The organism is Actinomyces dentalis DSM 19115 (genome assembly GCF_000429225.1).
Classification (GTDB): Bacteria; Actinomycetota; Actinomycetes; order Actinomycetales; family Actinomycetaceae; genus Actinomyces; species Actinomyces dentalis.
Map to the genome: position 1 here is coordinate 25,598 of NZ_AUBL01000042.1, position 11,584 is coordinate 37,181.

10 protein-coding genes and 1 tRNA gene are annotated in these 11,584 nt (G+C 73.5%); 7 read left to right on the forward strand and 4 right to left on the reverse strand.

Annotated elements, in window-relative coordinates:
* Positions 1-49: 49 nt before the first annotated feature.
* Positions 50-2,809 carry a pyruvate dehydrogenase (acetyl-transferring), homodimeric type gene (gene aceE, locus G446_RS0110140; protein ID WP_026410059.1) on the forward strand — a complete coding sequence of 920 codons (2,760 nt, stop codon included), beginning with the start codon at positions 50-52 and terminating at the stop codon, positions 2,807-2,809.
* 138 nt (positions 2,810-2,947) lie between these two features.
* On the opposite strand, the gene aspA is transcribed toward aceE, so the two are convergent.
* The gene (gene aspA / locus G446_RS17310; protein ID WP_051285907.1) at positions 2,948-4,474 is read right to left on the reverse strand and encodes an aspartate ammonia-lyase; all 1,527 of its coding nucleotides are present in this window, start codon (positions 4,472-4,474) and stop codon (positions 2,948-2,950) included.
* Positions 4,475-4,670: 196 nt separating this feature from the next.
* Here aspA and G446_RS0110150 point away from each other — a divergent pair, with 196 nt between their 5' ends.
* From G446_RS0110150 to G446_RS0110160, 3 genes are all read left to right on the forward strand, one after another.
* The gene (locus G446_RS0110150) at positions 4,671-5,849 is read left to right on the forward strand and encodes a PucR family transcriptional regulator (RefSeq protein ID WP_026410060.1); all 1,179 of its coding nucleotides are present in this window, start codon (positions 4,671-4,673) and stop codon (positions 5,847-5,849) included.
* Positions 5,850-5,949: 100 nt separating this feature from the next.
* Positions 5,950-6,198, forward strand: a complete 249-nt coding sequence (locus G446_RS0110155; protein WP_026410061.1) for an acyl carrier protein — start codon at positions 5,950-5,952, stop codon at positions 6,196-6,198.
* A complete protein-coding gene (locus G446_RS0110160) occupies positions 6,198-7,478 on the forward strand; it encodes a beta-ketoacyl-[acyl-carrier-protein] synthase family protein (RefSeq protein WP_051285908.1) in 1,281 nt (426 codons plus the stop codon). The genes G446_RS0110155 and G446_RS0110160 overlap by 1 nt, the downstream gene beginning before the upstream one ends.
* Before the next feature lie 47 nt (positions 7,479-7,525).
* Here the strand turns inward: G446_RS0110160 and G446_RS0110165 are convergent, their stop codons facing one another.
* The 3 genes from G446_RS0110165 to def all read right to left on the reverse strand — a co-directional run bounded on the left by G446_RS0110165 (position 7,526) and on the right by def (position 9,813).
* Positions 7,526-8,026, reverse strand: coding sequence for a DUF3145 domain-containing protein (locus tag G446_RS0110165; protein ID WP_026410063.1), 501 nt, complete (start codon positions 8,024-8,026; stop codon positions 7,526-7,528).
* Positions 8,027-8,258: 232 nt separating this feature from the next.
* A complete protein-coding gene (locus G446_RS0110170; protein ID WP_026410064.1) occupies positions 8,259-9,200 on the reverse strand; it encodes a DUF7916 family protein in 942 nt (313 codons plus the stop codon).
* 121 nt (positions 9,201-9,321) lie between these two features.
* Positions 9,322-9,813: a peptide deformylase gene (gene def / locus G446_RS0110175; protein ID WP_026410065.1), complete on the reverse strand. Its 492-nt coding sequence runs from the start codon at positions 9,811-9,813 to the stop codon at positions 9,322-9,324.
* A gap of 50 nt (positions 9,814-9,863) precedes the next feature.
* On the opposite strand from def, the gene G446_RS0110180 reads away from it, so the two are divergent.
* From G446_RS0110180 to G446_RS0110190, 3 genes are all read left to right on the forward strand, one after another.
* Positions 9,864-10,517 carry a hypothetical protein gene (locus G446_RS0110180; protein WP_026410066.1) on the forward strand — a complete coding sequence of 218 codons (654 nt, stop codon included), beginning with the start codon at positions 9,864-9,866 and terminating at the stop codon, positions 10,515-10,517.
* 92 nt (positions 10,518-10,609) lie between these two features.
* Positions 10,610-10,684, forward strand: a tRNA-Asn gene (locus G446_RS0110185).
* Between the two features lie 536 nt (positions 10,685-11,220).
* Positions 11,221-11,535: a hypothetical protein gene (locus tag G446_RS0110190; RefSeq protein WP_026410067.1), complete on the forward strand. Its 315-nt coding sequence runs from the start codon at positions 11,221-11,223 to the stop codon at positions 11,533-11,535.
* Positions 11,536-11,584 lie beyond the last annotated feature (49 nt).

Sequence of the window (11,584 nt, forward strand, 5' to 3'; positions counted from 1 at the left end):
TCGGCCGATCCACGGGCCACCACCGCAGATGGCGAGGAAAGAGGATTCCGTGAGCCCGACCAGCGACTCCACGCCGCTCATCGACGGCCTCCTGACCAAGGTCGCCGACAACGACCCCGAGGAGACCAGGGAGTGGCGCGAGTCCCTCGACGCCCTCATCCGGGAGAAGGGCGGGCCGCGCGCCCGCTACATCCTCCTGTCGATGCTCGCCGAGGCCCGCAAGAAGAACGTCTCCCTCCCGGTCCAGACCACAACGCCCTACATCAACACGATCGACGTCGCCGACGAGCCCTACTTCCCCGGCGACGAGGACACCGAGCGCGCCTACCGCCGCTGGCTGCGCTGGAACGCCGCCGTCATGGTCACCCGCGCCCAGCGCCCCGGCGTGGGCGTGGGCGGGCACATCTCCTCCTACGCCTCCACCGCCACCCTCTACGAGGTCGGCTTCAACCACTTCTTCCGCGGCAAGGACCACCCCGGCGGCGGCGACCACGTCTTCTTCCAGGGCCACGCTTCGCCGGGCAACTACGCCCGTGCCTTCCTCGAGGGCCGCCTGAGCGAGGAGGACCTGGACGGCTTCCGCCAGGAGTACTCCCACCCCGCCGCCACCGGCGGGCGCGGCCTGCCCTCCTACCCGCACCCGCGCCGCATGGAGGACTTCTGGGAGTTCCCCACCGTCTCCATGGGCCTGGGGCCGTCGGAGGCCATCTACCAGGCCTGGTTCGACAGGTACCTCGCCGGCGCGGGCATCAAGGACACCTCCGCCCAGCGCACCTGGGCGTTCCTGGGCGACGGCGAGATGGACGAGCCCGAGTCGCGCGGCATGCTCCAGCTGGCCGCCAACCAGCAGTTGGACAACCTCACCTTCGTCATCAACTGCAACCTGCAGCGCCTGGACGGGCCGGTGCGCGGGAACGGCAAGATCATTCAGGAGCTCGAGGCCTTCTTCAAGGGCGCGGGCTGGAACGTCATCAAGGTGATCTGGGGCCGCGGCTGGGACCAGCTGCTGGCCGCGGACAAGGACCACGCCCTGGAGCACCTCATGATGGAGACGCTCGACGGCGACTACCAGACCTTCAAGGCCAACGACGGCGCCTACGTGCGCGAGCACTTCTTCGGACGCGACCCGCGCACCGCCGAACTGGTCAAGGACTGGACCGACGACGAGATCTGGGCGCTCCAGCGCGGCGGCAACGACTACCGCAAGGTCTACGCCGCCTACAGGGCCGCCACCGAGCACCGGGGCCGGCCCACCGTCATCCTGGCGCACACCGTCAAGGGCTACCTGCTGGGCTCCCACTTCGCGGGCCGCAACGCGACCCACCAGATGAAGAAGCTGGGGCTGGAGGACCTCAAGGGCCTGCGGGACCGCCTGCACATCCCCATCACGGACGAGGCGCTCGAGGCGAACCCCTACATGCCCCCCTACTACCGGCCGGCCCCCGACGACCCGGCCCTGCTCTACATGCTGGAGCGGCGACGCCGGCTCGGCGGCTTCCTGCCCGAGCGGCGCGACGCCGGCACCGAGCTCGTGCTTCCCGGGGACAAGGTCTACGACATCCTCAAGGGCGGCTCGGGCAGGCAGGAGGTCGCCTCCACCATGGCCTTCGTGCGCCTGCTCAAGGAGCTCATCAAGGACAAGAGCATCGGCCGCCGCTTCGTGCCGATCGTCCCGGACGAGTCGCGCACCTTCGGCCTGGAGTCCCTGTTCCCCACCAAGAAGATCTTCAACACCCAGGGGCAGAGCTACACGCCGGTGGACGCCCAGATGATGCTGTCCTACCGGGAGTCGGCCTCGGGGCAGATCATGCACACCGGCATCAACGAGGCCGGCAGCGCCTCCCTGTTCCAGGTCGCGGGCACCAGCTACGCCACCCACGGCCAGCCCATGATCCCGGTCTACATCTTCTACTCGATGTTCGGCTTCCAGCGCACGGGCGACCAGTTCTGGGCCGCCGGCGACCAGCTGGCGCGCGGCTTCGTCATCGGCGCCACGGCCGGGCGCACCACCCTGACCGGCGAGGGCACCCAGCACATGGACGGCCACTCCCCGCTCCTGGTGTGGACCAACGAGGCCTTCGCCTCCTACGACCCGGCCTACGCCTACGAGATCCGCCACATCGTGCGCGACGCCCTGGAGCGCTGGTACGGGCCCGACACGGGCCGCGAGCGCAACATCATGTACTACCTGACGGTCTACAACGAGCCCATCCGCCAGCCGGCCGAGCCGGAGGACGTCGACGTCGAGGGCATCATCCGGGGCATCCACAAGCTCGACGACGCCCCCGAGGGCGCCGGCCCGCAGGTCCAGCTGCTCGCCTCGGGCGTGGGAGTGCCGTGGGCCCGCGAGGCCCGGCGGATCCTCGCCGAGGAGTGGGGCGTGCGCGCCGGCGTGTGGTCGGTGACCTCCTGGGGCGAGTTGCGCCGCGAGGCCCTGGAGGCCGAGCGCCACAACTTCCTCAACCCCTCGGCCGCCCCGCGCACCCCCTACGTCACGGCCGCGCTGGCCGGCGCCGAGGGCCCCTTCGTGGCCACCAGCGACTACGACCACGCGGTGCCCGACCTCATCCGCGCCTGGGTGCCGGGCGACTACCGCGTCCTGGGGGCGGACGGCTTCGGCTTCTCCGACACGCGCGCCGCGGCCCGCCGCCACTACCTCATCGACGCCCACAGCGTCGTCGTCAAGGCGCTGCAGGCGCTGGCGGATCAGGGGCGGGTCGACCGCCCGGTCCTCCAGCTGGCCGTGGACCGCTACGAGCTGGCGAACGTGAACGCCGGGGCCTCCGGCGCGCAGGGCGGCGAGGCCTGAGCGGGCCGGGTCCGGGCGGGCCGGGTCCGGCGCCGTCCGGGCCGGCGGCTCCGGCAGCGCCGACGGCGGTCCGGGCCCGGTGATGTTCGACGGCGGACGCGCCGTCGAACATCACCGCGGCGTGCGCTCCGCCGCCGCTCAGCGCCCGGCGGATCCGGCCCCGTCCGCGCCCGACCCGGCGGAGCCCGCCGAGTCGGAGGAGTCCGCCGAGTCCGCCTTGGAGTAGGAGAGGTCCGAGCCGGAGTAGTGGTGGGCGTCGCGGTAGCGCGGGCGCAGCAGGTTCTCCACGCTCAGCAGCTCGTCGAGGGTGGCCTCGTCCAGCAGGCCCATCTCCAGGACGACCTCGCGCACATTGCGCCCGCTGCGCGCGCACTCGCGCCCCACCAGGTCGCCGTTGTGGTGGCCGATGACCTCGTTGAGGTAGGTGACGATGCCGATGGAGGACAGCACATTGCGGCGGCACACCTCCTCATTGGCCTCGATCCCCACGATGCACAGCTCGCGCAGCGTGCGCATGGCGTTGCGCAGGAGCCTGATCGACTCGAAGGACACCTGGCCGATGACCGGCTCCATGACGTTGAGCTGGAGCTGGCCGGCCTCGGCCGCGAAGGTCAGCGTCACGTCGTTGCCGATCACCTTGAAGCAGACCTGGTTGACGACCTCCGGGATGATCGGGTTGACCTTGGCGGGCATGATCGAGGAGCCGGCGGCCCGCTCGGGCAGGCGGATCTCCCCCAGGCCCGCGCGCGGCCCCGAGGACAGCAGCCTCAGGTCGTTGCAGATCTTGGAGAGCTTGACGGCCAGGCGCTTGATGGCGGCGTGCATCGACACGTAGGCGCCGGTGTCGCTCGTGGCCTCCAGCAGGTCGGCGGCCCCCCTGATGTCCGTCAGCCCGGTGACCTCCCGCAGGTGGCGCACCACCGCCTCCTGGTAGCCGGGGGGCGTGTTGAGCCCGGTGCCGATGGCCGTGGCACCGAGGTTGACCTCCAGCAGCAGGGCCGCGCTGTGGATGAGGCGCTCCACCTCCTCGTCCAGGAGCACGGCGAAGGCCTGGAACTCCTGGCCCAGGCTCATGGGCACCGCGTCCTGCAGCTGGGTGCGCCCCATCTTGAGCACGTCGGCGAACTGGCGGGACTTGCCCAGGATGGCGTCGATGAGCTCGCACAGCTCCGCCTCCAGGCCCTGCACCGCCGCGTACAGGCCCAGCCGGAACCCCGTGGGGTAGGCGTCGTTGGTGGACTGGCACTTGTTGACGTGGTCGTTGGGGTGGACGACGTCGTAGCGGCCCTTGGCGTAGCCCAGGTGCTCCAGCGCGAGGTTGGCGATGACCTCGTTGGTGTTCATGTTCAGACTGGTGCCCGCCCCGCCCTGGAAGGCGTCGATGGGGAACTGGTCGAGGCACCGCCCCTTGTCCAGGACCTGGTCGCAGGCCCAGATGATCGCTTTGGTGATCTCCTCGTCGAGCGTGCCCAACTCCCGGTTGGCCAGGGCGGAGGCCTTCTTGACCTGGACCATGCCCCGGATGAAGGAGGGCTCGTCGCCGATCGTCGCCCCGGAGATGCGGAAGTTCTCCTGGGCTCGCAGAGTGTGGATCCCCCAGTAGGCCTCGAGGGGGACCTGGCGCGGGCCGAGGAGGTCCTCCTCGGTGCGGGTGGCCTGTGGCATCGTTCTTCCTCCGGTCGCGCTCGTCGCGCGCGTCGTCCTTGAACCTTCGGTCCCGGGCCGGGCGGTCCGGGCGCACTCACAGGTTACCGCCCGGTTCCGCCGCGAGCGCGACATCACACGGTCCCGTGGGCCGGATGGCCCCGTCGATCGGCTGAACGGGTACGGGGCGGGCCCGGCCGGCCACTAGGATCCTGTCATGGATGACCTGAGCCTCCCTGCCGTGGACTCGCTGCGACGCGCGCAGAACGCCATTATCGAGCACTCCCTGGACCGCATCAGCGCGGAGCACCCCTGGTACCGGACTCTGCCCGAGGCCCCGCGCCGCCAGATCGAGGCCGTGGCGCGCCTGGGCGTGACCATGTTCGTCGACTCGGTCGAGACCCCGCGCGACGACGTCGTCCCCAACCGGATCTTCTCGGTCGCCCCCGCCGCTTTAACGGGCACCATCACCCTGGGGCAGACCCTCGGCCTCGTGCGCACCGTGCTCGACGTCGTCATCGAGGAGGCCCCGCAGGCGGTGCCCGCCGAGGACCACGACACCGTCACCATCCTGGCGCTGACCTTCGGGCGCGACGTCGGCTTCGCCGCGGCGGAGGTGTACGCCCGCGCCGCCGAGGCCCGCGGGGCCTGGGACGCGCGGCTGGAGTCCGTGGCCGTCGACTCCATGCTCCACGACTCCCCCGAGGACGCCGTCACCCGCGCCGGCACCGCCGGCTGGGCCGGCCAGGGCCCCGTCGTCGCCCTCGTCGCCCGCGCCGCCCTGGACGCCATGGGCGCCTCCCGCCTGCGCCACGAGTGCCGTCAGCTGAGCAGCGACTGCCTGGTCTCCGCCCGCGGCGACTCGGTCATCATCGTCCTGGGGGCCGCCGAGGAGGCGGGCTCCTCCTCCGGGGCGCCCGAGCGCGCCCTGGGCCGGGCGGCTCAGACGATCGCCTCGATGATCGACGGCGTCGTCGTCATCGGCCCGGTCGTGCCCGGTATAGGCCAGGCCGGGCGCTCGCTCCGCTCGGCCCTGGCGGGTCTGCGGGCCCGGCCCGGCTGGCCCGACGCCCCCAATCCCGTCCACGCCGACGACCTGCTGCCCGAGCGCCTGCTGGACGGGGACGAGCTCGCCGCCGAGCAGATCACCGCCCTGGTGGGCGCGCCCCTGCACTCCATGGGGGAGCCCTTCGAGGAGACGGTGGCGGCCTACCTGTCCCTGGGCGGGAGCCTGGAGGCCACCGCCCGCGCCCTGTTCGTCCACGCCAACACGGTCCGCTACCGCCTGGGGCGGGTGAGCGAGCAGGTCGGCTGGGACGCCACCGACGCCCGCGACGGGCTCATGCTGCACATGGCGATCATCGTGGGGCGCCTGCGGACCCACCCGGGGGACTGAGTCCGGGCGGCGGCCCGGTTCCGCGCGGGCGGCCCGCGTGGTCCACAATGGGCCCGGCCGGGGCGCAGCCCGCCCACCACCGTCGTCAGGAGGAACCACCATGGCCGACCAGCGCACCGACGTCGCCGCCGCGATCATCGAGATCACCGCCGAGGAGGCCGGCGTCGAGGCCGCCGGGGTCACCCCCGCGTCCCGTTTCGCCGACGACCTCGACATCGACTCCCTGGGGCTGCTCACCATCGCCACGCAGGTCGAGGAGCGCCTGGGCGTGACCCTGGACGACTCCCTCATCCCGAACCTGCCGACGGTGGGCGCCCTCATCGACCTGGTCGCCACGCAGAGGGCCTGATGGTGACCGGAGCCGCGCCCGCGCGCAGTACCGGCACCATCGACCCGGGCGCGCTGGACCCCCTGGCCGTGGTCGTCACCGGCCTGGGCACGACCAACCCGTTGGACGGGGATCTGGCCGCCACCTGGCGGGCGCTGCGCGCGGGCCAGTGCGCCGTGCGGCTCCTCGACGAGCCCTGGGCGGAGGAGTACCGGCTGGCCGTGCGCGTGGCCGCGCCGCTGGCCCGCGACGCGGGCGGGCCGCTGACGCCCAGGGAGCGGCGCCGCCTGGACCGCGCGAGCCAGTGCGCGCTCCTGGCCGCCCGCGAGGCCTGGGCGCACGCCGGCTCCCCCGAGGTCGACGGCCAGCGCCTGTCCGTGTCCGTCTCGCCGGGGATGGGGCTGGTCCGCTCCGTCATCGACACCTGGGAGACGCTGCGCGGCGGGGGGCCGCGCCGGGTCCTGCCGACGGCGGTGCCCGCCCTCATGCCCAATGCGCCGGCCGCGGCGGTGGGCATCGAGCTGGGCGCCCGCGGCGGCATCCACGCCCCGGTGTCCGCCTGCGCCTCCGGGGCGGAGGCCATCGCCTACGGGGCGGATCTCATCGCACTGGGGCGGGCCGACGTCGTCGTGGCCGGGGGCACGGACGCGGCCCTGCACCCGGTGACGGTGGCCGCCTTCGCGGCGATGCGGGCCCTGTCCACCCGCGCCGACGTCACGGCCTCGCGCCCCTTCGCCCCGGACCGCGACGGCTTCGTCCTGGGGGAGGGCGCCGGCGTCCTGGTCCTGGAGTCGGCCGCGCACGCGGCCGGGCGCGGGGCCGGGGTCCTGGCCGTTCTCGCCGGGGCCGGCGTGACGGCCGACGCCTTCGACGCGGCCCGCCCCGAGCCGGGCGGCGCCCAGCAGGAGCGCGCGCTGCGCCTGGCGCTGGAGAGGGCCGGCGTCGAGCCCGAGGAGGTCGGGCACGTCAACGCCCACGCCACCTCCACCCCCCTGGGCGATCTCGTCGAGGCCCGCGTCCTGGCGCGCACCGTCCCGGGCGCGGCGGTCAGCGCCACCAAGTCCCTCACCGGTCACCTCCTGGGCGGCGCCGGGGGGCTCGAGGCGGCCCTGACGGTCATGGCCCTCGTCGAGGGCTGGGTCCCGGGCACGGCGCTGCCGGGGGGAGTCGACCCGGTCATCGCCGACCTGGGCCTCGACGTCGTCGCCCCGGGCGGGCGGGCGGCCCCGAACCTGAGGGCCGCGGTGAGCACGTCCTTCGGCTTCGGCGGCCACGACGTCGCCCTGGTCTTCACCCGCTGATCGCGCTCGAAGACCCGGAGGCCTGCGGGGACCGCGGCCGCCGGCCTTCAGCCGACCCGGTGCAGCCAGCGCACGGGGGCGCCGGAGCCGGCGTAGCGGAAGGGCTCGAGCTCGTCGTCCCAGGCCTGGCCGAGGGCCAGGTCGAGTTCGCGCAGCATGGCCTCGGGCTCCGAGGCGTGCATGAGGGCCGCGCGCACCCGGTCCTCGGGGACGACCACATTGCCGTGGGCGTCGGTCTGAGCGTGGAAGATGCCCAGGTCCGGGGTGTGGGACCAGCGTCCGCCGTCGGTCCCGGCGGAGGCCTCCTCGGTGACCTCGTAGCGCAGGTTCGCCCAGCCGCGCAGGGCGGAGGTCAGCCGCGCCCCGGTGCCGACGTGGCCGACCCAGCTGGTCTCGGCGCGCATCATGCCGGGCGCGGCGGGCTGGTCCGTCCAGTCCAGGTGGACGCGCGCGCCCAGCACCTCGGCGGCGGCCCACTCGATGTGCGGGCACAGCGCGCGGGGTGCGGAGTGCACGAAAAGAACACCGCGGGTATAGGCACCACTCATAACAGACCGCCTCCTAGTTGGTTCGAGAGTCGCCTTCCCCAACGTTCTCGATCCGCACCGGACGCAGTCGCATGATGCGCACGGCGTACGGGGCAATGCTCTCAGACCCGGGCCCCCAGGTCCAGCCCAGCCGGACCCGGTCCGGATGGGCCCGGACGAGTCCGGCTGGGTCGGGTTCGGCCGGCCCGGGCCGGGCCGCGTCCCGGGCGCCTCGCCGACGTCGCGCCCGGGCTCAGCGCTGCGGGGAGCCGGCCATGCGGTGCCAGGTGTGCCGGCGGCCCCGGATGGCCAGGGAGTAGGCGTAGACGTTCTCGGGCGGCGCAACGCCGAAGAAGCCCGAGTCGCCGATGTGGTGGACGTCGGCGCCCGAGGCCTTGGAGTCGATGCCGATGCGCTCGATGACGCCGGTGCCGGCCCCCTCCTGGGAGGTGCCGATGCCGTTCCACGCCAGGAGCCCGCGCTCGTGGGCCGCCTCGACGCGGGCGACGGCCGCCTCCATCGACGAGCCGGGCGTGGTGCCCGGGGCGGGCAGGACGACCCCGTGGGCGCCCGCCCGCGCCAGGCGGTCGACGTCCCGGGCGGTCATGACCGCCTGGCCGGAGGCGGCGGCGTGGATGCGCCCGGAGAAGAGGACGAGGCGGTCCTGCGTCGCCTCGCGGATGGCGCGGGTGGCCCGCTCGATGGCCTCGATCGTCACGCCCGTGCCCGGGTTGCCGGTGATGACGGCGATGGCCGCGCCCTGCTCGACGAGCAGCTCGGCGTTGCGCGCCGTGGCCCGCCGCCCGGCCGGGAAGGAGGCGAGGGCCTCGTCGACCGGCTCGAGGTTGACCGCCGTGAGGCGCCCGGTCCAGCGCGCGACGTCCCCGGCGGTGCGCCCCTCCCCCGCCCCGACGGCGCCGAAGGCCGTGGCGTCGTCGTCGGGCGCCGCGTCGCCGGCGCGCCGGGGCATGCCCGCGATGCGCGGGTGGTCGACGTCGTAGAGGTTGAGCACGATGATGTCCGCGCCGAAGGCGGCGACCAGCTCGGGGTTGGAGACCCTGTCCAGCAGCGGGCCGGTCGCCGTAATGGTCTCGGCGGCGATGGTGCGCCCCTCGGAGGCCCTGATGGCCTCGACGAGCTCGGCGCCCCGCAGGCGCTCCAGGGCTCGGGGCGCAAGGTCGAGCAGACGGGTCATGGTGGTCTCCTTCGGTCGGTTGAGTACGGCTTCGGCCGGCTCCCCGCAACGACTCGCCGGGGCGGCCTCCCGCGATGGCCTCAGCGGGCTCCTCGCAGCGCCCTGCCGGGCGGCGCCGGGGTCACAGGCCCTTGCGGCGCAGCTCCCTCATGGCCGCGGCCCGCTGCTTGCGCTCCAGGCGGTCGAGGTAGAGGTGGCCCTCGAGGTGGTCGCACTCGTGCTGGATGCAGCGGCCCATGAGCTCCTCCCCCTCGATGACGATCTGCCTGCCGTCCAGGTCGATGCCGGTGGCGCGCGCGTACCAGGCGCGCTTGGTCGGGTACCACAGTCCCGGGACGGACAGGCAGCCCTCGTCGCCGTCCTGGTACTCGTCGAAATTGAGCTCGTCCAGGCGCGGGTTGAGGATGTAACCGGTCTCGCCGTCGATATTCCAGGAGAAGGCCCGCAGTCCCACCCCGATCTGGTTGGCGGCCAGGCCCGCGCGCCCCTCCTCGTCGACCGTCTCGAGCAGGTCCTCGACGAGCTGCTTGACGGCGTCGTCGATATCGGTGATCCACTCGCACTCGGTGCGCAGGATGGGATCGCCGATGATGCGGATGTCGCGGTAAGCCATGGGTCAATACTCGCATGGCCCCGCCGCCGCCCGCCCGGTACTCTCTCCCCATGTCACTGCTCTCACGACGCCGGGGCGCCCGCCCCGTCGCGCACCTGCCCCAGGACCTGGCGCGCTCCCTGCCCCGCGGGTGCGCGGTGCTCGGCGCGGTGCCGCTGCGCCCCGACGGCGAGTGCTGGCTGGTCGCCGCGCCCCACGCGCTCCTGCGCCTGGGGCACTCCGACGGCGAGGCCGGCGCCCTGCCCGCCTCAACGGGCTGGGACCGCATCAGCCGCGCCTCCTGGGACGCCGAGCGGCGGACCCTCACCCTCCACCTGCTCCACGACGCGCACGGCCCCCGCGTCCTGTCCGTGCCCGACGCCGTGCGCCGCCCGCCCGATCCCCGCGGGGCCGGGAATGCCGGGGAGGCCGGACAGGCCGGAGGGGAGTCGGGGGCCGGGGCGGGCGCCGTCGTCCACGACGTGGACGAGCGCGGTTTCGCGCGCGTCCTGCGTCAGCGGGTGGACAGCGCCATCGTCCACCACGTGAGCCGGATCCTTCCGGACGGGACGCGGGCCACGGCGTCGGTGCGCCGCGGGGCGGACGGCGTCCTGTACTCGACGACGGAGCCGGACTCGTCCCGGGAGCGGACCGACGGGCTCGGGCGGGAGCTTCGGGACCTGGAGCGGCGCGCACGCGAGGCTGTGGGGCTCCCCACACTGTGACTATTGGGCGCCATGGCGCCCGCGGGCCGCGCCGGGCGGATTCGACGCCGGGCCCGCGCGGTTGCTAGAGTCGTCCTCGCGCCTCGCGCGATTCCTGCGTAGCTCAATGGCAGAGCATCCGACTGTTAATCGGACGGTTGCTGGTTCGAGTCCAGCCGCAGGAGCCACTCATCGGAAGCCCGGCCCCGGCGGCTCGGGCTCCCGCGGTCCGTGTTATCGCCCGGGAACTGGCCCGGGGAGGTCCGCGCGCGGGCCCGCCCCGGGGCCGAAAGAGTCTAAGAATTTAGACTGTCCCGGGCGGTGCGAGCGTCCATACCATGCGCCCATGAGCGCCGCCCCGCCGCCCCCGCCTCCTTCGAGCCCGCAGTCCGCGGGGCCCCCGAACTTCCAGGCCGCGGGGCGCGCTCCGCAGCCCGTGCCGGCCGCGCCGGCACCGCCCGCATCGGCGGCACCGGCGCCGCCCGTCCCTCCCGCGTTCGCGCCGACCGTGCCCATTGCGTTAACCGCGTCCGCCGTATCGGCCGCTCCCGCCACCTCCACCGTGTCGGCCGCGCCCGTCGGGCGGGCGGTGCCCCCGCCGTCCGCCCGGTTGCACGCGGCTCCGGGAGCGTACGTCCCGCCGCCCGTCCCACTGGCAACACCGCATGGAGGCACCCCCCCCCGCCGTACTCGGCGCCGGCGGAGGGGCGCTCCGCGACCGCTCGTGATCACCGTCGTGGTGCTCGTCGTCGTCCTCGTCCTGGGCACGGCCACCGTGGTGGGACTGAGACTGCTCCGAAAGAACTCCGCGACCGGAGCTGGCACCACCACCGCCGTACTCCCCTCCGACGACTGGGCCCACGGCGCCCGCAAGGCCTGGACGCTGGACATCGGCGGTTTCGCGAGCGTGAGTACAACAGGGGTAGCCAGCAATAACGACCAGCTCGTCGTCAGTAACTTGAATCCGCATTCAAACAACCGCGCAGAAATCAAGGTGACTGCCTACGACATCTCCGGCGACGAACCGCAGGAGCAGTGAGCCTTTCTCACCAGGAAAGCCCCCGGACTGGCGGGGATCGGCGCGGTGG

Bases quoted from the DNA above. Each gene is read 5' to 3' on its own strand.
- G446_RS0110170 (WP_026410064.1), bottom strand. From the start codon at position 9,200: ATGACCCGTCTGCTCGACCTTGCGCCCCGAGCCCTGGAGCGCCTGCGG.
- G446_RS0110180 (WP_026410066.1), top strand. From the start codon at position 9,864: ATGTCACTGCTCTCACGACGCCGGGGCGCCCGCCCCGTCGCGCACCTG.
- aspA (WP_051285907.1), bottom strand. From the start codon at position 4,474: ATGCCACAGGCCACCCGCACCGAGGAGGACCTCCTCGGCCCGCGCCAG.
- G446_RS0110150 (WP_026410060.1), top strand. From the start codon at position 4,671: ATGGATGACCTGAGCCTCCCTGCCGTGGACTCGCTGCGACGCGCGCAG.
- def (WP_026410065.1), bottom strand. From the start codon at position 9,813: ATGGCTTACCGCGACATCCGCATCATCGGCGATCCCATCCTGCGCACC.
- G446_RS0110165 (WP_026410063.1), bottom strand. From the start codon at position 8,026: ATGAGTGGTGCCTATACCCGCGGTGTTCTTTTCGTGCACTCCGCACCC.
- G446_RS0110160 (WP_051285908.1), top strand. From the start codon at position 6,198: ATGGTGACCGGAGCCGCGCCCGCGCGCAGTACCGGCACCATCGACCCG.
- G446_RS0110155 (WP_026410061.1), top strand. From the start codon at position 5,950: ATGGCCGACCAGCGCACCGACGTCGCCGCCGCGATCATCGAGATCACC.